At 51.7% G+C, this 23,239-nt stretch carries 19 protein-coding genes; 11 read left to right on the plus strand and 8 right to left on the minus strand.

Annotated elements, in window-relative coordinates; all coding sequences use genetic code 11:
• Positions 1-11: 11 nt before the first annotated feature.
• The 6 genes from U9S71_RS10455 (at position 12) to U9S71_RS10480 (ending at position 11,523) form a co-directional block, all read left to right on the plus strand.
• Complete coding sequence (locus U9S71_RS10455; RefSeq protein WP_326327318.1) at positions 12-3,008, plus strand: SusC/RagA family TonB-linked outer membrane protein; 2,997 nt, start codon at positions 12-14, stop codon at positions 3,006-3,008.
• Positions 3,009-3,026: 18 nt separating this feature from the next.
• Positions 3,027-4,730, plus strand: a complete 1,704-nt coding sequence (locus U9S71_RS10460) for a RagB/SusD family nutrient uptake outer membrane protein (protein WP_326327319.1) — start codon at positions 3,027-3,029, stop codon at positions 4,728-4,730.
• A complete protein-coding gene (locus U9S71_RS10465) occupies positions 4,727-6,721 on the plus strand; it encodes a hypothetical protein (RefSeq protein ID WP_326327320.1) in 1,995 nt (664 codons plus the stop codon). The genes U9S71_RS10460 and U9S71_RS10465 overlap by 4 nt, the downstream gene beginning before the upstream one ends.
• 5 nt (positions 6,722-6,726) lie before the next feature.
• Positions 6,727-9,030, plus strand: a complete 2,304-nt coding sequence (locus U9S71_RS10470) for a DUF6259 domain-containing protein (RefSeq protein ID WP_326327322.1) — start codon at positions 6,727-6,729, stop codon at positions 9,028-9,030.
• Between the two features lie 177 nt (positions 9,031-9,207).
• Positions 9,208-10,023: an N-acetylmuramic acid 6-phosphate etherase gene (gene murQ, locus U9S71_RS10475; RefSeq protein WP_326327324.1), complete on the plus strand. Its 816-nt coding sequence runs from the start codon at positions 9,208-9,210 to the stop codon at positions 10,021-10,023.
• 12 nt (positions 10,024-10,035) lie between these two features.
• On the plus strand, positions 10,036-11,523 hold the full coding sequence (locus U9S71_RS10480; RefSeq protein WP_326327326.1) for a sodium:solute symporter: 1,488 nt from the start codon (positions 10,036-10,038) through the stop codon (positions 11,521-11,523).
• Between the two features lie 14 nt (positions 11,524-11,537).
• Here U9S71_RS10480 and U9S71_RS10485 read toward each other — a convergent pair whose 3' ends face one another.
• From U9S71_RS10485 to U9S71_RS10510, 6 genes are all read right to left on the minus strand, one after another.
• Positions 11,538-11,975, minus strand: coding sequence for an RrF2 family transcriptional regulator (locus tag U9S71_RS10485; protein WP_326327327.1), 438 nt, complete (start codon positions 11,973-11,975; stop codon positions 11,538-11,540).
• Positions 11,976-12,109: 134 nt separating this feature from the next.
• Positions 12,110-12,970 (minus strand): DUF808 domain-containing protein, encoded by an 861-nt coding sequence (locus tag U9S71_RS10490; protein ID WP_326327329.1) that lies wholly within the window; start codon positions 12,968-12,970, stop codon positions 12,110-12,112.
• A 53-nt stretch (positions 12,971-13,023) separates the two neighbouring features.
• Complete coding sequence (locus U9S71_RS10495; protein ID WP_326327331.1) at positions 13,024-14,121, minus strand: NAD(P)-binding domain-containing protein; 1,098 nt, start codon at positions 14,119-14,121, stop codon at positions 13,024-13,026.
• Between the two features lie 104 nt (positions 14,122-14,225).
• Complete coding sequence (locus U9S71_RS10500; protein WP_326327333.1) at positions 14,226-14,798, minus strand: YceI family protein; 573 nt, start codon at positions 14,796-14,798, stop codon at positions 14,226-14,228.
• Between the two features lie 40 nt (positions 14,799-14,838).
• The gene (locus U9S71_RS10505) at positions 14,839-15,501 is read right to left on the minus strand and encodes an NADPH-dependent F420 reductase (protein ID WP_326327335.1); all 663 of its coding nucleotides are present in this window, start codon (positions 15,499-15,501) and stop codon (positions 14,839-14,841) included.
• 113 nt (positions 15,502-15,614) lie between these two features.
• Positions 15,615-16,184, minus strand: a complete 570-nt coding sequence (locus tag U9S71_RS10510) for a Crp/Fnr family transcriptional regulator (protein ID WP_326327337.1) — start codon at positions 16,182-16,184, stop codon at positions 15,615-15,617.
• A gap of 59 nt (positions 16,185-16,243) precedes the next feature.
• Between U9S71_RS10510 and U9S71_RS10515 the strand changes: the two genes are divergently transcribed.
• The 5 genes from U9S71_RS10515 (at position 16,244) to U9S71_RS10535 (ending at position 20,314) form a co-directional block, all read left to right on the plus strand.
• Positions 16,244-16,594: an MmcQ/YjbR family DNA-binding protein gene (locus tag U9S71_RS10515; protein ID WP_326327339.1), complete on the plus strand. Its 351-nt coding sequence runs from the start codon at positions 16,244-16,246 to the stop codon at positions 16,592-16,594.
• A 58-nt stretch (positions 16,595-16,652) separates the two neighbouring features.
• Positions 16,653-17,972, plus strand: coding sequence for a T9SS type B sorting domain-containing protein (locus U9S71_RS10520; RefSeq protein WP_326327341.1), 1,320 nt, complete (start codon positions 16,653-16,655; stop codon positions 17,970-17,972).
• A gap of 126 nt (positions 17,973-18,098) precedes the next feature.
• Positions 18,099-18,296, plus strand: coding sequence for a quinol oxidase subunit 4 (locus U9S71_RS10525; RefSeq protein ID WP_326327343.1), 198 nt, complete (start codon positions 18,099-18,101; stop codon positions 18,294-18,296).
• Between the two features lie 111 nt (positions 18,297-18,407).
• Positions 18,408-19,196 carry a DUF4382 domain-containing protein gene (locus U9S71_RS10530; RefSeq protein ID WP_326327345.1) on the plus strand — a complete coding sequence of 263 codons (789 nt, stop codon included), beginning with the start codon at positions 18,408-18,410 and terminating at the stop codon, positions 19,194-19,196.
• A 125-nt stretch (positions 19,197-19,321) separates the two neighbouring features.
• Entirely contained in the window at positions 19,322-20,314 is a 993-nt protein-coding gene (locus U9S71_RS10535; RefSeq protein WP_326327347.1) for a hypothetical protein, read from the plus strand.
• 28 nt (positions 20,315-20,342) lie between these two features.
• On the opposite strand, the gene U9S71_RS10540 is transcribed toward U9S71_RS10535, so the two are convergent.
• Both U9S71_RS10540 and U9S71_RS10545 read right to left on the minus strand, forming a co-directional pair.
• Positions 20,343-21,791 (minus strand): TlpA family protein disulfide reductase, encoded by a 1,449-nt coding sequence (locus tag U9S71_RS10540; RefSeq protein ID WP_326327348.1) that lies wholly within the window; start codon positions 21,789-21,791, stop codon positions 20,343-20,345.
• Between the two features lie 18 nt (positions 21,792-21,809).
• A complete protein-coding gene (locus U9S71_RS10545) occupies positions 21,810-23,228 on the minus strand; it encodes a RagB/SusD family nutrient uptake outer membrane protein (protein WP_326327349.1) in 1,419 nt (472 codons plus the stop codon).
• Positions 23,229-23,239: the final 11 nt, after the last annotated feature.

The raw sequence follows: 23,239 nt of genomic DNA on the forward strand, positions 1-23,239 counted from the left end.
GCTTAAAGAAAATGAGAAAGTCGATATTATTTTCGATGATGATGGTGTTAAGTATACCGCTGTGGAGCTTCGGTGTTGCCACCGCGGTGCAGCAAACCGTACGCGGCACGGTGACTGGTGCAGACGGAGGGCCATTAGCCGGTGTCAGCGTCTCCGTTGTTGGTAGCCAAGTTGCAACAAGTACCGACGAAAGTGGTGATTACAGCATTGCCGCCGAGGGGGGCGCCACGCTCCGTTTCACGATGATAGGCTATACGTCTAAAGATGCCATTGTCAGCACGGCTACCTTAAACGTCACATTAATACCTAGCGACCAAAGCTTAGAAGAGGTCGTAGTGGTAGGTTACGGTACGATGAGGAAGTCTGACCTGACAGGAGCTATTGTGACGGCTGACATCGAGGCATTCCGGGAGGCGCCAAATACCAATATTTTACAATCTGTAAAAGGAACGGTACCTGGGTTACAAATCGGCCAAACCAATCAGGCCGGAGCGGAGCCAGCCATCGAAATCCGGGGAAGGAACACCATTAATGGGAATACCTCGGTACTGATCGTGGTGGATGGGATCATCTATAACGGGAGACTGGGTGACTTGAATCCCGTGGATATTGAATCCGTAAATATATTGAAAGATGCCAGCAGTAAAGCCATTTACGGAGCGCAGGCGGCGAATGGGGTTATGCTGATTACCACCAAGGGCGGAAAGAAGGGAGATAAACCGGTAATCAGCTATTCGACGTATTTGGCTTCCCAAACACCGACCGTAGACATGCGGTTGCGCAACGCTGAGGAAAAGAAGCAGATTATTAGGGATATCTACTACGAAAATTCCTACTTGGCGCCGGATTATACCCAGCCCAACCCAGATTGGGATTTTTCAAACACGGAACTCGTCCCCGAAAATGTGCGGGGTATTGAGGCTGGTACCGACTTCGACTGGTGGGGGGCATTAACGAACCCAGGGTATATCACAGACCATGCCTTAACGGTAAATGGGGGTACGGAGAAAACATCCTATTATCTTTCGGGAGGATTTACGAAGCAGAAAGGCTTCCTTAGGAATGATAACTATAAACGAAACTCGGTAAGAATCAATCTGAGTACGGAACTTGCCGACTGGTTGACCGTGGGAGCAAACACGTTCGGTACATTTACTGATTATTCGGGCATTTATCCGAATATGTATACCATGCGGTTGACCAGTCCGTTTGCAGGGCCGCGTGACGAAAACGGGGAATACATCATCTATCCGACGGGCGCAACCAACATCATTAACCCGTTTATTGATTCGGAAGCGGATAATAAGGATGTGAAAACCCGGATGAACGGAACATTTTACGGGATCGTAAAGGTCCATCAGGTTCCGGGCCTTGAGTACCGGGTGAATTTTGGTAACGATTTCTACTTGGATAACTATTATTACAGCAGCCCGTACGGGGCGGACTTGGCCGGATTGGTATCAAAAAGTAACCAGCAGCGGTACGACATGACCTTCGATAACATCCTTTCTTACGACAACCGGTTCGGCGATCATGGGATATCAGCTACGTTCGTTGCCGGTTATAGGAAAAACCAGCTTGAGGCTACAGGAGCCGAAGGAACCAACGTGTCAAACATTTCGCTTTCCTATAACAGCCTGCAACAGGCGGAGATCCAACGTATAAATTCGGGAGCATGGAACGAAACGTTCCTATATCAGATGGGGAGGGTCAATTATAATTTCCGGAATACCTATATGCTTACCGCGACTTTGCGCAACGATGGTTTCAGCGGGTTCTCCAAAAATAACAAATCTGCACTATTCCCCTCTGTGGGTGCGAGCTGGGTGCTTTCCAATGAGCCGTTCATAGCCATTCCCCACCTCGAGTACCTGAAATTAAGAGGAACGTATGGCGTAAATGGCAACATGACGGCGCGTTATAGCTCACTTGCCCGGGTAACGACAGGTGACGGATCCAAGTATGTCTTCGGTGACGGGTCCGGTACGGCCATGGGACAGTCGATAGGCTCCCTTTCTAACGATAACTTGAGTTGGGAGAAGACAAGAGGTATTAATATCGGTTTGGATTTCAGCTTGTTTAATAACAGGGTTGGTGGTAACGTAGACTATTACAATACAGAAACAACCGATTTGTTATGGAATGTGATCATCCCAGAAATTACTGGGTTTTCGGACATCTCAAGTAATGTCGGCAAACTTAAAAATCAAGGAATTGAAGTGATATTGTCAACCACACCGGTAAAAACCGATGACTTGGTTTGGGATGTGAACCTCAATTTCGGCCGCAACACCAATAAAATCATGAGTCTATTGGGTGAGGACAAGGATGGTGATGGAAAAGAAGACGATTTAGTGGGTAGCGGACTGTTTATCGGAAAATCAATAGGTGCTATATATCATTACCAAATTGATGGCATTTGGCAGCTTAACGACGACGTGATGACGGGTTACCAACCAGGTAATTATCGTATTGTCGATCAAAACGAAGATGGGAGGATAACGGCAGACGACCGTGTTTTCCTGGGGCAAACCGAGCCGGCATACACATTCGGTATACAAAGTGGATTAACGTATAAAAATGTGACTTTCCGATTTTTCGTGAATGCCATCCAAGGGGGAAAGAACGGTTATCTTGGGGGTAATAGTCCGGCCAATGTAGAATCGACCGGGAATTTCGCCAATTTGAATACCTTTAACTATGATTTATGGTCTGTGAGCAATCCAACCGGCAAATATGCAACCGGATGGAATGTGCCGCAAATTAATCCCACCCCTTATTATGCCCGGAGTTTTGTGAGGTTACAGGACATTTCGATTGCCTATCAATTTAATAGTTCACTGATTAACCGAATAGGTATTCGGGGCCTCAAGCTGATCGTAAGTGGTAAAAACCTGCTCACCTTTACGAAGTGGGACGGGTGGGATCCGGAAACCGGGCAAGGCATCAATAGCGACGCTTATCCCGTCATGAAATCGTTTAATGCAGGTCTCGAGTTGAGTTTATAATTTTAGAAATTTATTCTGATGAAAAAGATATTAGTTTGCTTTTCTTGTATCGCTTTCCTTTCGGTATGCTTCTCCTGTAAGGATATTTTAGAGGAAAAACCACTGGATTTTTATAGCCCAGAAAATAGCTTCGTGAGCTATGATGATTATCAACGAGGGCTGACCGATTTGTACGCCAAGGTAAGAACGATCTGCTACGGGGCTACAGAATATAAGCCCTACCTCACCGCTACCGACATCGCTCAGGATGGCCGTTATCAGCTTACCGCCCGTTTTGGAGGGCACACCAATTTTCTGGTTCCCACGAATGGGGACGTCTTGTTGCATTGGAGGAGCTGGTACAAGATTGTCAGTAATGCCAATACGATCATTTCGAGAATCGGTAGCTCTAAGCTTTCAGATGACGAAAAAATACTGATCACCGCGGAGGCAAAATTCTTTAGGGCCTTTGCCTACCGTTTCCTGGTGTATCTTTGGGGCGGTGTGCCACTCGTGACAGAAGAAATCACCGCTCCCAAGACCGATTTCGTACGGGCTTCCCGAACAGAGGTTCTTGAACAGATTGTTTCCGATGCATCGGAAGCAGCGAATAACTTACCATCGATTGACCAGGTGGAGCAGGGTAAGGTGTCTAATCTGGTTGCACAGCAATTGCTGGCAGAAACCTATATCGCTTTGGAAAGGTATGACGAAGCCATTTCTGCTGCCTCTATAGTAATTGATGACCCCAATACTGATTTGATGCAGCAACGCTTTGGTAGTATGGCTACGCAAAACCCGCAGGATGGTCTCTTGAATTTTACACAGTCGGGTGATGTTTACTGGGACTTGTTCCGCGCGGGTAATCAGAATCGCAGCAGTGGTAATCGCGAAGCGTTATGGGTAATTCAGTATGAATTGGATATACCTGGGGGGGTATTATCGTCCGCCGGTGGCTATGCGCACTTGCACACCCTGGAACGGGTGGCAGGCCCCGCATCTTGGTTGACGCTCCGAGATCCCGACGGTGAAGAAGGCGTTATCGGTATTCCTATGTCCGACTATAATACCGGCGGTGCAGGTGTTTCGCTCATGATGAACACCGATTTTTTTCTTTATGATCTATGGGAGAGCGACTGGGACAACGATATTCGGAATGCACCGCACAACATTGTGCGCGATTTGGTCTATACCAATCCGGCATCGGCGTGGTACGGCAAAAGTGCCGTGGAAAATCCGGGTTCGACATTGATTGAACAGCCGTGGAGGTGGTATCCCCATCCCTCTAAAATCACGACCCCCGGGCAACACCCCGATGACGTATATATCGATAAAAGCCAAAACACGATTAAGAACACGGCAGGTGCCTTATACCGCGATCGCTATATGATGCGTTTAGCGGAAACCTATTTACTGCGGGCTGAAGCCTACCTAGGGAAGGGGGACCAGCAAAATGCGGCCGATGACATTAATGAAGTAAGGCTGCGGTCAAATGCCACACCTGTGGCAGCGGGCGATGTGACATTGGATTACATACTGGATGAACGAGCGAGGGAGCTGGTCTACGAGGAGCATCGACGCATCACCCTGCAACGTACGGGTAAATTGGTGGAGCGTGTCCGCAAATACAACACCGTGAATAAGGATGAAATTCAGGATTACCATAAGCTATGGCCGATCCCTTATTCGGAAATCGAAGCGAATAAAGATGCGGTTCTGGAACAAAACCTCGGTTATTATTGACAGACGACACAAAGATGGTTTATCGTATCGCTTGGTTATTCATAGGTTTGCTTTGTGCGCAGTGTGTTGGCTCTAGGGAGCAATTACCGCGGGCAGAGGTGAAAGACAGGGAAGGTGTACCTACGCTATTTGTAAACGGCACCCCCTATCCGCCGTACGCTTATATGTCATACCTTGGCGAATCCCAGTTCTATGAGGAGATGGAGGAAGCTGGACTACACTTATACAATATTCCTGCCTATCTCGGTGATCGGGGTATCAATTCGGTCTCGGGTATCAAACCGTTCCGGTCGCCCATTTGGGTGGGGCACGATGAGTTGGACTATACCAGCATCATAGCCGATTTTGAAGAGCTCATTGCCGCAGACCCACAGGCCTTGGCAATTATCCGGATTCACCTGGATGCACCGGAGTGGTGGGAATCGTCGCATCCCGAGCATGCAAGCCTACAGCCCGATGGTTCTACGTTCCGCACGAGCTTGTATAGCGCGCTTTGGAGGGATGATGCCAGCAAGGTGCTTGTTCAACTGGTGCAGTGGCTAGAGCAATCACCTTATGCAAAGCATCTCGTGGGCATCCATGTGGCAGGGGGCTTTACCGAGGAGTGGATGTACCACTTCAAAGATGAGTTTTATGATGAAAGTTCCGTAAGGCTTGAACGTTTCAGGGAATGGCTGCGGACGCGTTATATGGACAATGTGGCGCGACTGAGGCAATCGTGGAACCGCGATGATGTGACGTTTGATAGCGCCCAATTGGGCGACATCAGCGGAAAGACGAAAGCCCGTCAGTGGCGCCACCCCGATACTGCCGGCCAGGTATTCGATACCTTTGTTTTTCACGGTGAAAACATGGCTGACCATATCGCGCACTTCTGTCGCATCGTTAAGGAGGCGAGCAATGGCCGGCTGCTTACGGGGGCATTTTACGGTTACCATTACTTTGTGGGAGACCTGCGTCGCGGCCATGGTGCATTGGCTAAATTACTCCGGTGCCCCGACCTAGATTACCTGTCTAGCCCAAATGATTACCACAGGGTGATCGGAGAGGATTGGGCACCCTTCGCCGCAATTAAATCCGTGCAGTTGCACGGCAAGCTGTGGTTGGCAGAAAACGATACGCGTACGTCTATTACGACGTTATTGCGTGACCGTGCACCGCATGTCCAACCAGAAGGAAATGCCTATACAGACGGCGTATGGTTAGGTCCCGATTCGATGGAAGAATCGGAGGCCTTGCTGTGGAAGAATCTCGGCCGTATGTTGGCGTATGGTTACGGCGGTTGGTGGTTTGATATGTGGGGTGGCTGGTTTAGTGATCCGAAGTTGATAGATATCCTTGCCGCGGGACAACGCTTCTTCGAACGCTACCCTGACGAAGCATTTCCGGCCATGGCACCCCGGGTGGCTGTAGTCGTTGACGAGAAGTTAGGGGCGATGGATGCCTCATTTGGTGCGCTTACAGGAGGTCTACTCCATAACCGGTACGCGTTGGGCAAAACGGGGGTACCTTATGACCTGTATTTGCGCGAAGACCTGGATGCCGTTAAAGATGGTGGATATCAAGTAGTGTGGTATTTGGGACTGTTGTCGCTGACCGAGGAAGAGCGATCCTTTTTGGATGAAGCCGCGAGCCGTGACATATGGATGATCTGGACCGACGGCTATGAGTCAACGGTATACCAATCCGACGATGGGGTGGACCACATGGATGCTAAAATACAATGGAGCGCATCGGAGCTCGGCGACCTATTTGGTAAAGCCGGTGTACACCGTTACCTGGAAGGCGGAAAAGACGTACTATACGCGGGAAGGGGATGGATATGCCTGCATTCCGTGGCGGGCGGTGACAAGTTAATTAACTTGCCGTTCAGTGCCACGATCATTGATCCGATTGCTGACGCGGTGATTACCGACGGGGATTCTTTTAAAGTAGCCATGGATGCGAATTCAACAAGGCTATTCAAACTCGTACAGAAAGACTTAAAGTAATGGTTATGATGTTTTATGTATATTCCGGGTGTCGAAGCAAGGTGCTGTTTTCCGCGTTCTTACTGATGGCAACGTTCGTTGGTATCCGTGGCGGCTACGCGCAGATTGACGGAAACGTTGAACGTTTGTCAAACGGTAAATTTACGTTGGCATTCGAGCGCACCACTGGCGAACTCCAAGAATTGACGTCTGTGAAAGATAGCGCATCGTTCTTGGTCGATAACATCGTCTCCAGTGGATCGCCTTGGGAGATTATCATCGATGGAGTGGAGAAATCCAGCCGTATTGATGCAGGTGCGGCTTCCAATTTCTCGACCTCGCGAACCGCGGCCGGACTGGAGCTCACCTGGGCTGGGTTTGAAGGGCTTCCGAAAGATTTCCGTGTTACGGCTTCTATTGATCTGATTCCAGATTCGGCGATGTCGGTCTGGCGTATCCGGGTGGATGGCACCGAAGGAACGTTGATTCGTAAAGTAACCTTTCCGCGTATCGCCGGCTTAGCAGATTTAGATGAAGAAGAGCTGGCAGTGCCAGACTGGATGGGATCGCTGCTCAAATCACCACGTGAGGCGATGACACCAGGCGGGAGCGGTTTCGGATGGGAGTACCCCGGCCATATGTCCATGCAATTTATCTCCTTATATAACCCACATGGCGCGGGTATATATTTAGCCAGTGATGATACGTTGGCGCACAGCAAAACATTTACCTTATCGAAAGACACCACGGGGATGCTGGTTTACGGGGTGGACAACTATCCTTCCTATGAAAAGCACTTGTCCTCCTATGAGCCGCCTTATGCATTTTTAATCGGAGGGTTTCAGGGCGATTGGTTTACAGCAGCCCAGCTATACAAACGTTGGGCCGAAAAACAGCACTGGAGCAGGGATAGCCGCTTGGTTAATGGAAAGGTGCCCGATTGGGTGCAAAACACCAGCTATTGGGTGTGGAATAGGGGGCGTGCGGCGAATGTACTGCCGCCGGCCGTAGCGTTGAGCGAGCGTCTCGATAGTCGCGTTAGCGTGTTGTGGCATTGGTGGCATGGCAAATCCTACGATGATTCGTTTCCGGAGTATTTCCCACCGCGAGACGGCGATGAGGTTTTTAAAGCAGCGGTAAGCAAGGCGCAACAACAGGGTATCAATGCGCTGGTATATATGAATGCCCTGAAATGGGGCCCCTCGACCCAAAGTTGGGTAGATGAAGGGGCCGAACGCTTTGCCGCGAAAGACATCGATGGTAACATGCTTAGCCATGTTTATAACATCTTCACTAAAAAGGCGCTGACCAACATGTGTGAAGCAACCGATTTCTGGAAGCAGAAATATGCCTCATTGGTGGATACCGCGGTTAACCAGTACGGGCTGGGGGGCGTCTATATGGACCAGATATGCCTCAACAGGAGATGCTATGATCCCATTCATGGGCATGCCATAGGCGGCGGGAATTATTGGATGCAGCATGTGGCACAAAAAGATCACTTGATACGGGCCAACTTTCCGAAAGGCGGCACGCAGGCATTGGCCGGCGAAGGCGTGGGAGAAAATTGGTTGCCTCACCTAGATGCGTTTCTCGCACTGCAAGTGAGTAAAGAACGCTACGCCGGGGTACACCATTGGCAAACGATTCCACTTTTTCAGGCTGTCTATCATGAGTATGGCATCACCTTCGGGAATTATTCGTCGTTGCTTACCCCCCCTTACGATGAGAAGTGGCCCCAGGACCAGGCTCCTGACGATACCGAAACACCATTGGACCCCGAGTTCAATAGTCAGTTCCTGATGGAGCAGGCACGTTCATTTGTTTGGGGAATGCAACCCATGATCGCCAACTACCAGCCCTTTTTGGATACTATCCGGAAGGACGAGATTGATTTCCTTGAACGGTTGGCTCATGTCCGCCAAGCGGGGTTGGACTATTTTGTTTTCGGTGAATTCCTGCGGTCACCGTCTCTCGACATTCCAACGGAAAACATAGCAATATCTCGCCTTTCGATCTATGCTGGCCGCAGTGGGAATGTTACCCGTTTCGAAAACGAGTTCCCTTTGGTGTATGCTTCGGCCTGGCGATCAAAAGAAGGGAATGTTGCAGTAGCGTTGGCTAGTATCAGCAGGGCGGATTATGAGGTGGATTTTGAAATAGACGCGGAAGAATATAGCATAGGGAGTAGCGGTACGATTTATCTACATGATGAAAGCGGAAAGCGCAAGCTCGGTGCGTATGGCGGCAAGCGCTCGGAAATTAAGTTTTCGCTGCCGCCGCGAGGAATTTGTTTTGTGGAGTTTGTACCCGCGTCGCCTACGGGATGAATAATAGTTCCACATAATGCTATTCCGATTTAATAATTTAACCGATTTCTAATCGTTTTTTCTTTACTTTATCGACATTTTGGTTACCCAATGCGAAATAACGGACAATGGCAAGACAGGATGGTTTATGGACCGCCGTTACCCGTTGCCGATTACTATAAATACAATGAGAGTGAGATGACAAATACGACGGAGAAAGAATCAAATTACCAGGATTTGGACCAAATGACAGTAGGCGAGTTACTGGTCAACATTAACAACGAAGACCAGACGGTGCCGGGGGCGGTACAACGGGCTATCCCCCAGATTGAGCGCCTCATCGAGGCTACTGTGGCCTCGATGAAAGAGGGTGGACGGTTGTTTTATATTGGTGCCGGTACCAGCGGCCGGTTGGGTATCCTCGACGCGTCGGAATGCCCGCCGACATTTGGGGTGCCCTACGACTGGATTATCGGCATTATTGCTGGTGGTGATACCGCCATCCGCAAGGCGGTGGAGTTTGCGGAAGACGACGTGGAACAAGCTTGGATCGATCTGCAGGAACACGGCATCAATAGTAAAGATGTGGTGGTGGGCATCGCCGCTTCGGGAGGCACACCTTATGTGCTGGGCGCCCTCAATCAAGCCAACGCGGCGGGTCTCGTTACGGGATGTATCGTCTGCAACTCCGGTTCGTCCATCGCCGAGGCAGCTACCTATCCCGTTGAGGTCATCGTGGGCCCCGAGTTCGTAACGGGCTCTACCCGCATGAAAGCCGGCACGGCCCAGAAGCTGGTGCTTAATATGCTCAGCACCACGGTGATGATTCAGCTGGGCCGCGTAAAGGGAAATAAAATGGTCGATATGCAACTAACCAACAACAAATTGTTCAGCCGGGGCATCCGGATTATCATGGAGGAGACCGGTATCGACGCGCAGACCGCGTCGGATTTACTCGAAAAACACGGCAGCGTACGTAAAGCCATTGAACACTCACGCGTGACGGACCATTAAACCCCTTATAGCATGACCCCTGCCGTCCTCCTTCTTTTTTTGGTGGTTTATTTTTGCCTGCTACTTGGCGTGGCCTACTTCACGTCGCGCAAGTCGGCCGATAACGCTACGTTCTTCGTGGCCAACCGCAGTGCCAAGTGGTACATGGTGGCATTCGGCATGATCGGCACGGCCCTCTCGGGTGTAACATTCATCTCCGTGCCGGGAGCCGTGGGTAACAGCGATTTCGGTTATTTCCAATTCATCCTCGGCAATGCGGTGGGGTTTATCATCATCGCCTATGTGCTGCTGCCCCTATACTACCGGATGAACCTCACCTCCATCTACACCTACCTGGAGGAACGTTTGGGCCACCGGAGCTATAAGACGGGGGCCATGATTTTCTTGATATCACGCACCATCGGTTCGGCATTCCGCCTCTACCTGGTGGCCATCATTTTGCAGTGGTTTATTTTTGATGCATGGAACGTGCCGTTTGCGGTCACCATTGCGCTGTGCCTGCTGCTCATTTGGCTATACACCAATAAGGGCGGGCTTAAAACCATCATCATTACCGACATGATGCAGACCTTCTTTTTGGTGCTGGCGGTCATCCTCTCCATTTATTTCATGGCCGATAGCTTAGGTCTGGGTCTGGTGGAAACCATCGAAACGGTGAAGGAAAGCAGCTACTCCAAAATTTTCTTTTGGGATGACCTGTTGGGCGACCGCATCCACTTTTGGAAGCATTTCCTCGGTGGTATCTTCGTTACGGTGGCCATGACCGGTCTAGATCAAGACCTGATGCAAAAGAACCTGAGCATGAAAACCATCGGCGAGGCGCAGAAAAATATGCTCACCTTTACGGGTATTTTTGTGGTCATTAATCTTTTTTTCCTTTCGGTAGGGGCGCTGTTGTATGTCTATGCCGGCCAAAATGGGATAGACTTGGCCAATATGCCCACACCCGATTACCTATATCCGGAGATTGCCCTCCACCATCTGGCCATTGTACCCGGTATTGTGTTTATGATGGGGCTCACCGCCGCTACATTTGCCACGACCGATTCGGCACTGACCGCGCTGACCACATCGTTCTGTGTCGATTTCCTCAACTTCAATAAAAAGGAAAATCCCAACGACCGTGCACTGGTGCGCACGCGCAATCGCGTACATTTTGGCTTTTCGATTGTGATGATGCTGGTTATTTTGGTGTTCCGGGTCATCAACAACGATTCGGTGGTTACTGCGATTTTCACCGCTGCCAGCTACACGTACGGGCCGTTGTTGGGGCTTTTCGCTTTCGGTATCCTTACCAAACTGCCGGTAGCGGATCGACTGGTGCCTTACATCTGCGTGCTGTCGCCGTTGCTGTGCTATGTGATCAACACGTACGTGGTCGTACCCTATACGGCGTATGCGGTAGGTTTTGAATTGATTATCTACAACGGGTTGATTACCGGATTGTTGCTGTGGGCCACCTCATTTTTAGGCAAGCCTGCACCACAGGCCACCGCCTAATATCGCGGGCGCCTTCAATCGTCTAAGGATAGCCGGGTCTCCTTGTTGATGATGTCTGCTATGCTGGTGTCATTGAGGATCTGCAGCATCGCATCGCGCACATCGGTAAAGGTATCGCGGATGCCACATACTTCCTCTTCTTTGCACTCGTCGCATTTTCGATAGAAATTGAGGCTTACGCAGGGCAGCAGCGCAATAGGGCCGTCGATGAGGCGCATCACCTGCGATAGACGGATGTCTTCTGGGGCCTTGTTGAGGCTGTAGCCACCCCCAGCGCCTTTTTTGCTGTATAAGATGCCTGCGTTGCGCATTTCCAGCAGGATCTGTTCGAGGAACTTTTTCGGAATACGTTCAGCCTCTGCGATACGTTGGATCTGCATGGGTTCCTTGCCGTAATTCCGGCCTAATACAATCAGTGCCTTGATGGCGTATTTGGTTTTTTTGGATAACATCCCTGACTTCTACTGGTTTCTCAACTAACAAAGATAGCAATAATTTCCGCGTTGGGGAGCCCGTCATTGTTCTATGCACAATGTTACTCCCAGCTTCCGACAACGGAATATCGAAATTATTTTTGGATATCGAATCACCGTTTCCCAAATACCCGCTTCCCTGCGGTCACCAACGCCACGGCAATCAGTCCTCCGCCAATGCCGAATGCCAGTTCCTTGACGATGGATGGCACGGTGGGCAGGATGTGGTGGAGATAATCAATATTATGGACAAAGATACCGCCCGAGACCAACAACAGGGCGATGGTGCCGATTACGGCCAGGCTCTTGATGACGATCGGCAGCGACTTCACCAACAACTTCCCCAATGCGGTTAGCCAGCCTTTTTCGTCACTGTATTTGATAAGGCGGTGGCCGGCATCGTCCATGCGCACGATGAGGGCTACAATGCCATATACGCCTACCGTTGCCAGCAGGGCGACAACCGATACGGTCAATATCTGGATGGACAGGCTTTGGTCGAGTACCGTGCCGAGGGCGATGATGACGATCTCTACCGACAGGATGAAATCGGTCGTGACGGCAGATCTGATTTTGGTTTTTTCCACATCGCCCTGCTGTACCTGCTGCTCTTCGATTACTTCATGGCCCTTTTTCTGTCGGTGGAATAAAAACTCGATGATCTTTTCCACGCCTTCATAGGCTAGGTAAAACCCGCCCAGGATGAGGATCACTTTGATGGCTGCCGGAAAAAGCGCATTGAGCAGCAGGGCCACCGGGATGATAATCAGCTTGTTTAAAAAAGAGCCCTTGGTAATGGACCACAACACGGGAAGTTCGCGCGATGCCAGGAATCCCGTTGCCTTTTCGGCGTTTACGGCCAGGTCGTCGCCCAAAATACCCGCTGTTTTTCGGGTGGCAATTTTACTGGTTACCGCCACGTCATCCATGAGCGCAGCTATATCATCTAAAACCGCAAAAAAACCTGATGCCATTGTCTGTTATGTTATTACGGCGGTAAACTTAGCGAAAATCACAGACTTTTTAGTCATTTACCCATGCCGAGGTAGTCGGTGAGTTCTTGTGCCGCTGCCCGTCCGGCACGGTTGGCGCCGACGGTCGATGCCGAAGGGCCGTACCCCACCAGATGGACACGTGGATCTCGGGACACCAGGGTCGCCAGTCGGCCCGCCATGGCGATGCCCCCGGTCGCTTCGCGCAGCATCAACGGCATGAGGTGGTCGAGCGAGCTGCGGAAACCGGTGCACCACAAGATGACGTCTACGCTCAGCGTGCGGCCGTCGGGCCAGCGCACCCCCGTGGAGGTGATCTCACTGAATATGGGCTGGCGGTTCAGCACGCCGCGCGCACGCATGGCTTGAACCGCCGGTGTGACGGGCAGGCCGGTTACAGACACCACCGACGCCGGCGGCAGCCCCTGGCGTACGCGCTCTTCTACCATGGCAACGGCCGCTCGGCCCCGCTCGGGAGTAAAAGGGCCCGCCTCAAATACCGGCGGTCGGCGGGTCACCCATGTAGTGTCCGTTACCTGCGAGATTTCGTCGAGCAGCTGGATGGCCGAGATGCCGCCCCCTACGATGAGCACATGCTTGCCGGTAAAGGCGGCTGCCGTGTGGTAATCACGGGTATGCAGTTGTTGGCCCTCAAACAGGGATGCGCCCGGGTACTCCGGTATGTACGGTTTATCCCATGTACCGGTGGCATTGATGATTCCCTGGGCCGAGAACATGCCTTTGTCGGTTTCGATGCGTAGCCGGCCCTCGCGTTCGCAAACCACGATTACTTTGACGGGGCGGTAGACAGGGAGGCCGAATTTACGTTCGTACACATCGAAATACTGGGGCATGGCGCTGTTGGCTGGCACCTCTTCGGCGCGCGTGTCAGCCACCGTTTCGGCAAAGGGCAGGCCCGGCAGGTCATGTATGCCGTTTGCCGTGCTGAGGGTGAGCGATGGCCAGCGGTATTGCCAGGCACCACCCGCTTGGGCCGCCTGGTCCAGCACCACGAAATCGCGTCCGGGGGTTAGCCCCAGCTGTTTGAGGTGGAAAGCCGAAGAAAGGCCAGCCTGTCCTGCCCCGATGACGGCGATGCCTGTTTTGTATACGAGTTGGGAGCTACCTGCCATATCCGATCAACTTATCGGGCAATATACGAAAAAGCCCATAAGCCGCGTGGAATACGCGTGCTTACGGGCCGCTCAGTTTGGTTGCTTATTAATTTTTTTTCCGGCTATTGTTTTATAAACTCACCGTCGGCCTTGATGCGCACCAGGTCGCTGATCATCGGCTCGGGGAACCCAGGGCCTACGTTAAAGTCAGAGCGGTTGATTTCGCCGGTGAGCTGAAAACCTACGGTTTCCTTGCCGGTCTTTTCGTCAACCAGTTTGCCGCGGTACAACAGGTCCATCGTTACAGACTTCGTCACACCGTGTATGGTCAAGTCGCCCGTGAGTTTATACTTGTTCTTCCCCTTCTTTTTGATGGCCGTGCTTTTGTAAGTAATTTCCGGATATTTCTCTACGTCAAAGAAATCCGCACTTTTCAGATGGTTGTTGCGGGCTTCTACGCGGGTATCGATGGAGGCTACCTGAGCTGTCAGTTCGAATACTGCGTCGCTGAAATCATCTTTGGTGGCATTCACTTTTACGTCGAAATCGTTGAATGTGCCCGATACGTCACTGAGTCCGAGGTGTGTCGCCGTAAACTGCAGTTGCGAGTGCGCCTTGTCGTTTGTCCAAAGTGTCACTGCCGCAAAAACTGTTGATGCGATAAGCAGTGCAATTGCTAATAATCCTTTCTTCATGATAATAATTTGTTTTTTCCGTTATAAAATAGTTGAATAATTAATGGTGCAATATTTTCCAACCGGCGTGCCAGTTGTAATTGTTTTTTACGGTGAGTTGGATCAATAGCAGCTGCATATGTTCCAACGTGTGGCTTACCGCGAGTCCACCCGCCACCACGGGGTGGAGCCCCATGCTTTCTACGAGCGATACCACGGTTTGTACGGCCTGCTCATCGTCGCCAGCTACAAATGCATCCGCCGGTTTGCCGGCAATCACCGGTTCGGCGAAGTTGGCCGCATAGGTGGTGTTGAATGCTTTGACCACCTGCGCATCCGGCAGCAATTTTTGCAGTTCCTGGGCTGCGCTTGAGTCTGCGGGTGTTACCATGCCGTCGAAGGTCTGGTTCATGGGGTTGGCGATGCTGATGACGATTTTCTGGGTGATGTAGGGTCTTATCTCTTCGGCTACGGCCGCTTCGGCGGCGTAAGGCACCGCTAGGATGACGATGTCGGCCTCCCAGCTGGCATCCTTCGGGCAACCGATGGTTTCCACTTCTGCGTCGTTGTTCAATGCGCGGATATCGGTTTTCAGTGTGTCGAGTTTTGCTTCATCCCTGCCGAAAAGCAACAACCTGTTGCGGCCTTTCGCCAGTGATTTGGCAATGGCAGAGCCCATGTTTCCGGTGCTCCCGATGATGGCAATCGTTGATTTCGTTTTCATATTCATTCCTCCTTTTGTTACGATACAAAGGTACGGCGGTTCTAAAGTCGCCCCAATGATATATGATAAGGAATGGCGTTGATATATATCAACGGCTTTCCGTTGGTACGCCACTACACCAGCTTCCGTATGCGGCTGAGGGTTTCGGGGGTAACGCCCAGGTACGAGGCGATGAGATGCTGCGGCACGCGCAGTAGCAGGTGCCCATCGCGCTCCATGAAGCGCTTGTATCGCTGTTCGGCGGTGAGGCCAATGGTTTCCTCCATACGGCGCTGCAGGGCCACATATGCATTCTGGTATAATATCCGCAGGTACGATTCCACGGCCGGCACTTCGGCCAATAGCGGTTCCAGGCGATCGGCCTTGAGGAGCAGCAGTTCGCAGTCTTCCAGCGCTTCGATGGTCAGTTTGGAGGGCTCTTGGGTAAAGAAGCTGTACAGGTCGGCCATCCACCACGATTCGAACGCAAACTGTACCACGTTGATGGAGCCTTTTTCGGCGGTGGAGTAGGAGAAGAGGGCGCCTTTAGCTACGAACGCCATGCGGGTGCACACATCACCGGCCTCCAGCAGGAATTGTTTCCGGCGTAGCTTCTTCGGCACGAAATGATGCGTTATCCGCTCAAATTGCTCTTCGGTAAGCGTAATCTGCTGCCTGAAGTTCTTTTCTAGTTCGCTAAACATGGCGTTTGGTAATCATCGCTGGCAAGCCGCCCGTATGTTTTACAAACATAGTAAACTGGATGGCAAAACGCTTAGCTATTTTTTATCTTTACCACATGATCGACGGTACAGCATTTACAGCGATGGCCCTTTCGTTTGCCGGCACGGAGCAACGGGCCCATTTCGAGCGCATGGGTTTCCGTGTGGTGGGCAAGCGCATGTTTGCTACGTACCTCGCCAAAGACAATACCGCCAATATCTTCCTTACGGTATCCGAACAGGCGTTATTCTGTGCCATGGACCCCACGAATATCCGCCCCGTACCCAATAAGTGGGGCGAGAAAGGGGCTACCACCTTCCGTCTTGACCACGTGGCGCGTGAGCTGGTGTTGGAAGCGTTGCTCTCGGCGTATAACGATGTGCGCGGGTAGTTGGCGCAAGGGATAGAATTTATTGCTATTATTGTTGCCGGTTATAAACGGAAGACACGTGAAATCTACGGCTTTGCTCTTTGTCGCCTGCTGCTTTGCAGTATCACTCCATGCGCAACTCAGCTTGCACGTCGAGGAACAATTTTTTGCCGGTTACTCCAAGCCATTTACAGACATCAGTTCGCGCATGGCCGATACACCGGTATTCACCTTTGATTATCCCGATACGGTGGCATTATGCAACCAGCCGGCCTTTCATTTGGAGGTAACGGATGTACAACTCGGATACCGCTACCAATGGTATCGCAACGGCGAGGTCATTGCCGACCAGACCGCGCCCATATTCGAGGTTACCACGGATGGGACCTATGCCGTGGGTGTGAGCGCAGGTGGCAACAATTTTGTGCATTCCGATTCGGTAACGGTGCTTTTCCAGCAGCTGGAAAGGCCGAGGACAACCGATAACAATATAGCGGTGTGTGAGGGCAAAATACGTACGCTTACACTCAGTGGTTACCCCCAAGAGGCCGTTAAACGATGGTATAGAAATAATGTGCTTATCCCCGACCAATCGGAAACGACCCTGCAGGTGAGCACGCCAGGCAGCTACCGCGTCGAAATTTCCATCGGTACGTGCTCGGTATCGTCAGACGAGCTGATTGTCAGTTTTGTGGAACCGCCGGTAGCGTTGATCCAAGCGGCGAGTGACGAACCGATCTGTGTCGGTACTTCCCATGTGTTGACTGCCACACACCCCGCCGATGGCACCTACAGCTACCAATGGTCTACGGGCGAGACCACGCAAAGCATCGCTGTGAGCAATGGTGGTATATATACTCTGATACTCACCAACGCTGGTGGCTGTGCCGATACGGCTGAAATCGAAGTACGGGCGTATGAGCAGCTGGTACCGCCGCAAATGGCCGATACGGTTATCTGTGTGGCCGAGCAGCAGGTAGTGCGTCTTGAAGCACCGCCGGGGTATATGGCATATTATTGGAATGGAGCCACCACCAGCAGCCCTTACCTTGATGTCTCCGCCCCCGGCACCTATTCCCTACAGGTAGCGGATGAAAATGGGTGCCGCGTAAGCACCACGGTCGAGGTGCGCCCCTATTGTGAAGCGTTGACCGTTCCCAATATGTTCTCGCCTAATGGCGACGGGGTAGCCGACAAATGGGAAATCAGCGGCCTGGAGGAGCGGGATGCGATGGTAACGGTATTTGACCGTAATGGGCAGACCGTATTCCGATCGCACGGATACAATATGCCGTGGGATGGTTCCAGCAAGGTGCGGTTAGTGCCCGTAGGTGCTTATTATTACCTCATTATCGTAGGTGGTGAACAATACCGGGGCCCGTTAACGGTGTTGTATTAATGTCCCTAAAACTATACACCCCTCCCATTTGTTAAGCCGCTGTTAATTAATGACTTTTCGTTTGGGCGAGAATTTTGTTCGTTCATCGCACAATCAATAGGTTACTATTAAAGAAAAAACGGACAGATGAAAGCACTTGCCGCATTATTGGTCACCGCTGTTATTTTCCTCGGATCTTGTACCATGCAGCGTACGGCGGGTCGCAGTGGTAAAGTACCCCCGGGTCAGGAGAAGAAAATCAGTGGAAAGCAATCCGCCAGGGATCACGCACCGGGGCAGCGGAAGAAACACCTCAGGTACGATTACCTGATGCCTGTTAAATGAACAAATCCAACTAGTATGTCTCAGGATCGTATTACCTCAGGAGACCAGGATATTTAAATCGAACGTCCGTCAGCAAATGAGAAACAAATAAATAATAGAAAACAAATAAAAATGAAAAAGCAAGTAGTACTCCCGCTATTGACCTTCACCGCTGCATTGGGCCTGTTGTTTTTTACGGGCTGTGAAAAGAATCCCAGCAACATGGACAAGACGGCGGAAGTCAGCCTGCGGCTTACCGATGCGCCTGCCGCATTCGACGCGTTGTTATTGGATATCCAAGGCATTGAGTTCCATACCGATGAGGCCGGGTGGGTTTCGGTCGCTCCGGTAGTTCCGGGGGTATACAATATTCTCGACTACCGCAACGGGGCCGACACGCTGCTGGCGCGGACTAGCCTCCCCGTGGGAAAGCTGTCGCAGGTGCGTTTTTTACTCGGCGAGGGCAACGCCATCGTGGTGGATGGTGTCGAGCATCCGCTCGATGTGCCTTCCGGCCAAGAGAGTGGTCTTAAATTCAATGTCCATGCAGAGTTGGTTCCCAACGGGTCGTACGAATTTTGGACCGATTTTGACGCCGCGAGGTCTATCGTGCAAACGGGCAATGGCGATTATAAGCTGAAGCCTGTAATCCGTGTATTTACCCAGCTTACCAATGGCCAGATCAAAGGCGTAGTGCAGCCGATGGACGCAAACCCCATTGTGTATGCCATCAGCGAAACGGATACGGTGAGTGCCATACCGGAGCCGGATGGGTTCTTCCTGCTCCAGGGGCTTCCCGAAGGTGGCTATACTTTACGTGTTGAGCCCGATGAGGCTTCCGGTTTGGCGGTTTACGAGCGTACCGTTCCGGTAGCCTTTGGTATCATCGCCGATGTACAGACCATTGATCTGGAGCAATAGCTTGTAGACTATACCAAAAAACAAGGAAGTTCGGATACACGCCAACTTCCTTGTCTTCCGGTATTGCGATGGCCCATAAGAACCCTTATTTTTCACCGATTCATAAAATATATAAAAGCGAGTACATGTATCTATTTTCCCGAACGACGACAAAGCACCTTTTTCATTACCTTTTTATCGCCTTACTGCTGTTTTCGGCGTGCGCCAAAACCGATTCGTTAGATCCTGACGAGGAGCAGCCCAGCGACCATACGCCGTTTACGGAGGGCACCATTGAAATGGGCATGCGCAGCCACGGGGTAGATTTGGGCTTTTTCATTAAGGAAATCGACTTTTCGCGCGATGATGTACCCGCGCAGTTTGCCGAGCTGGCCGAGAATAGCGCGGAGGCGCAGGCGTTCCTTGCTCTTCTGGAAGAATATTCCGAAAACAACCCCTTTGCTGCACTCGGCCTCATGATGAATGCGGTTATTGGTACGTATTATGTGAAGGACGATATTGTGTTGGGCAAGGCGCGCGGATTCGGGTATCAGTTCGATAATTACCACGACGCCAAGAATGACGTAGGGAAGGTTTTCATGCGTACGTTGGTGCAGACGGATGAGATTGCTGAGGAAGATTGCGAGTTGTCGTTGACATATGTGCCTTCTGTCGATCTGGGTGTCGGCAGCGGCAGCTCGATGGACATCTCGATATATGATCGCGAAGTTTCATCAAAAAGCCAGGTAGTGGCGGGATATTCATGCGAAGTCTCGACGTACACCATTAAGTCGCAGCATATCCCAGAGCCCGACCCGAACAATCCGCTTCCACCCACGCCAGTCGTTTACAAGCTCGTTGTATATACCTCCGATGCCTTTAATAAAACGATCAACTTCACGCACCCCTTTTATCTACCGGAAGAAGCCGGCATCCTGAAGTTGGAGATTTATTATGACAACGGCGAGGAGCCTACGCTGGTGATGCAGCCGGAAGGCATCACGGCCCGCGCTATTACGGACGCGGAGCTGCAGATCGAGGTAACGGAACCGGTTTACAGCTTTACCGATATCGAGGTGGGCTGGAAGATGCTCGCTATCTTTTTCAGTGGCTGGGGAGCGTTGGAAGAAGGGGGGTAGCGAAGCATGCGGTGGCCGGTGTTGGCGCTTACAAGACCTTGTCCAGTAGCTGCCGGATACGCTTGTCAGAAGGTCTCGGCGCGTTGGCATTCACGATGCGTCCCTCCGGGTCGAGCAGAACGAAGCGTGGAATTTGCATAATATTAAACGCTTCGGTAAATACTCGGCTGTTTTCAGCGTTTACCCACACTTGCACACCCTTGAGCTCGCGCTTGGCTACGAAGTCCTTCCACTTCTGTTTATCCTTTTCCTTATCCACCGATATACTTACAAAGGCAATATTAGCGTCGGCATAATCATGCTGCAGCGTATCCAGCGCCGGCATTTCTGCGATGCACGGTCCGCACCATGTGGCCCAGAAGTCGATGTATACGTATTGTCCCTTCAGGTCGGCCAGTGGGATGTCCCTACCGGTTGTATCTTGCAATACCACGGCGGGGGCAGGGTTGCCTTCCAACATACCTTCCAGTTTGTGGTATTTTACTTTCACCCGTTTGGCCAGATCGGGGTAGGGGCTGTCCGGTCCGAAGTGGTCGTAGATTTTCTTCTTGAAATTGGACGCCAACGCAAACGCATAATACTCATACAGCGGCCGGCCGGATAATTCCTTTTTGACGTAATCGAAGAAATCTTCTTCGGTATCGGCCAACCGGTATTTTTGCTTCAGGTAGTAATCCAGAAAATAGTAATATGCTATACCTTTGTCGGCCTTCGACCGATCGAGTTCTACGTCCTTGAGGAACGCATAATATGCCGCATCCGCTGAAAAGCCATCTTCCCGGTAGGCGCTGCGCATTGACGGATAGAGCAGCAGCGCCATGGTGGCGTCGTTGCGGATGGTTTGCTCGCTCACGTGGTACAATTGTTTGGCTATGCGCCGCTGTTTGTTGAATTGCGCGAGGAATGCGAGCCGGTCGGCCTCCCGTTGTGCTACATAGGCCGCATATTGGTCGGGCGAGTAGTTCACATAGCCGAAGTAATTTTTCAAGTGCTTGTCGCGGTATTGGTTAAACCGCCAGTCTTCCTCATTGAGGTACCGGCTGGCCGCACTGTTCCTCCCGGTGATGTGGAGCGTCTCCTGTACGCGCTTTACATCGACGGTTACGTGTTGCTTGTTGCCGGGGGCGAGGTAGAGGTACACCAACTGTGACCGGTTGGTCTGGGTGGTGATGGTCGTATCCCGGCCGTCGCCACGGGTCACGGTAAATTGTTCTTCCACGGGGGAAGTTTCCACGATCATGAACGCCCGTGCCGGCGTCGAGATATCGATGGAGAAGCGGAACGATCCATCGGCGGCCACCACTATTTCCTGTTTCTGTAGGTCGGCTAGTACGGCATATTCTTGGTAGTTCAGCGTAAGCTGTTCTCCCCAATAGCCTATGAGTTTGCCGCTCACGGTGGTGCTATGTGCTGCAAGCGCTCCGAAGGGGAGCAGCAGGCACAAACAAAGCGTCGGTATCAATGATCGTGGAAACATGGGTCAATAGTTAACGGATTACAAATTCGGGTTCGTACGGATTGCTTCATCGGGCAGTGGCAGGTAAATCGCGCTCGACTGCCAAGCCGGTTTTACCGGTGCCAACACATCGTCGGCGCGGGTTTTCGCAGCTTCGCCGGTGGCGCTGGGCCACCTGCGGAGGTCAAACCACCGATGCCCCCACTCGGCAAAAAGCTCGATGCGGCGCTCCTGCTCCAAAGCCGTGCGGATCGCACCGGCATCATCGCCCAGATCCAGCGCTTCCAAGCCTGCACGGCCACGGATGGTATTGATGTCTGCTTCGGCGTCGGCAAACTTATCCTGTGCCAGGCGGGCCTCTGCGCGGATGAGGTATTGCTCGGCAAGGCGTAGCACCATGGTGTATTCCTGCACAGGCGTTACGCCGAAGCGGGCCTTATATTTATAGGGGAAAAGATAGGTGTCGCCCGATGCTGTGGTGCGAGAGCCTACCCAATTCTCGCGGCGCAGGTCGTCGGTCTCGAACGCGTCCTGTAGGCCGCCGGGTACCAGCCGGAAAAGTGCGGCAGCCGTTTCCGATGCGGGCACCATCAAGAATCCCTCCCAGGTGTTCCGGCCGCCAGCTGTATTGATAGCTTGCAGCTGCCAAATGGTTTCTGCACTGTTGGCTAAAAAAACGTTGTTGATGTCTTCGCTGCTCATCAATTGGTATTGGCTGTTGTCGATGACTTCTGTAGCCTCCGTCTCTGCCAGCGCGAACTGGCCCATATACAAGTACGCACGTGCAAGCATGGCACTGGCGGCACCTTTGTTCGGGCGGATGCGTTCGCCATCGGCGTTGGCCCGGTCTCCCGAGGGATAACCATCAAACAGCTGCTCCTTAGCCGCTTTCAGGTCTTCGATGACACTGGCATACACCTCGGCAGCGGGTGTACGTGGCTTGTGGTTGTTGGCCAGCGCATCGGTGGTGAGGATCAGCGGCACATCACCGAAGTAGTTCACTAAATAGAAATGGCAGAATGCCCGGATGAATTTAGCTTCGCCCAGCAGTTGGCTTTTTACTTCCGGGTTCAAGTTGTCGGCCTTTTCCAGCCCCTCAATACACGCATTGGCTTGGTAGATGTACTGATAAAGGGATGACCAGAAGACATCTACATACTGATTGGACGAAAGGACGTTGTTGTTCTTGAACTCATCGTAAGTGGCAAACGCAAATGCATACGCCATCTCGTCGGCCATCATGCCCGGCAAGATGAGCGACAGCACGTTGGCAAACTGGTAGTTGAGGTTATTCATGCGGGCATACATGCCCACCACGGAAGCTGTCGCAGTTTTATCGTCGGAAAAGGCGAGTTCGAGGGGGATTTCTGTCTTCGGTGCCCCCGGCTCTACAAAGCTTTCGCACGAGCTGAAAGCGAAGGCGATGGTAAGCAATAGGATATATATGCGATGTGTCATGTTCTTTCAGA

This window comes from Parapedobacter flavus, from assembly GCF_035818675.1.
In the GTDB taxonomy this organism is placed as follows: domain Bacteria; phylum Bacteroidota; class Bacteroidia; order Sphingobacteriales; family Sphingobacteriaceae; genus Parapedobacter; species Parapedobacter flavus.

What these genes read in the sequence shown, in the direction of transcription:
- U9S71_RS10455 (WP_326327318.1), top strand. Translation starts at nt 12, where the DNA reads ATGAGAAAGTCGATATTATTTTCGATGATGATGGTGTTAAGTATACCG.
- U9S71_RS10460 (WP_326327319.1), top strand. Translation starts at nt 3,027, where the DNA reads ATGAAAAAGATATTAGTTTGCTTTTCTTGTATCGCTTTCCTTTCGGTA.
- U9S71_RS10470 (WP_326327322.1), top strand. Translation starts at nt 6,727, where the DNA reads ATGATGTTTTATGTATATTCCGGGTGTCGAAGCAAGGTGCTGTTTTCC.
- murQ (WP_326327324.1), top strand. Translation starts at nt 9,208, where the DNA reads ATGACAAATACGACGGAGAAAGAATCAAATTACCAGGATTTGGACCAA.
- U9S71_RS10480 (WP_326327326.1), top strand. Translation starts at nt 10,036, where the DNA reads ATGACCCCTGCCGTCCTCCTTCTTTTTTTGGTGGTTTATTTTTGCCTG.
- U9S71_RS10485 (WP_326327327.1), bottom strand. Translation starts at nt 11,975, where the DNA reads ATGTTATCCAAAAAAACCAAATACGCCATCAAGGCACTGATTGTATTA.
- U9S71_RS10490 (WP_326327329.1), bottom strand. Translation starts at nt 12,970, where the DNA reads ATGGCATCAGGTTTTTTTGCGGTTTTAGATGATATAGCTGCGCTCATG.
- U9S71_RS10495 (WP_326327331.1), bottom strand. Translation starts at nt 14,121, where the DNA reads ATGGCAGGTAGCTCCCAACTCGTATACAAAACAGGCATCGCCGTCATC.
- U9S71_RS10500 (WP_326327333.1), bottom strand. Translation starts at nt 14,798, where the DNA reads ATGAAGAAAGGATTATTAGCAATTGCACTGCTTATCGCATCAACAGTT.
- U9S71_RS10505 (WP_326327335.1), bottom strand. Translation starts at nt 15,501, where the DNA reads ATGAAAACGAAATCAACGATTGCCATCATCGGGAGCACCGGAAACATG.
- U9S71_RS10510 (WP_326327337.1), bottom strand. Translation starts at nt 16,184, where the DNA reads ATGTTTAGCGAACTAGAAAAGAACTTCAGGCAGCAGATTACGCTTACC.
- U9S71_RS10515 (WP_326327339.1), top strand. Translation starts at nt 16,244, where the DNA reads ATGGCAAAACGCTTAGCTATTTTTTATCTTTACCACATGATCGACGGT.
- U9S71_RS10525 (WP_326327343.1), top strand. Translation starts at nt 18,099, where the DNA reads ATGAAAGCACTTGCCGCATTATTGGTCACCGCTGTTATTTTCCTCGGA.
- U9S71_RS10530 (WP_326327345.1), top strand. Translation starts at nt 18,408, where the DNA reads ATGAAAAAGCAAGTAGTACTCCCGCTATTGACCTTCACCGCTGCATTG.
- U9S71_RS10535 (WP_326327347.1), top strand. Translation starts at nt 19,322, where the DNA reads ATGTATCTATTTTCCCGAACGACGACAAAGCACCTTTTTCATTACCTT.
- U9S71_RS10540 (WP_326327348.1), bottom strand. Translation starts at nt 21,791, where the DNA reads ATGTTTCCACGATCATTGATACCGACGCTTTGTTTGTGCCTGCTGCTC.
- U9S71_RS10545 (WP_326327349.1), bottom strand. Translation starts at nt 23,228, where the DNA reads ATGACACATCGCATATATATCCTATTGCTTACCATCGCCTTCGCTTTC.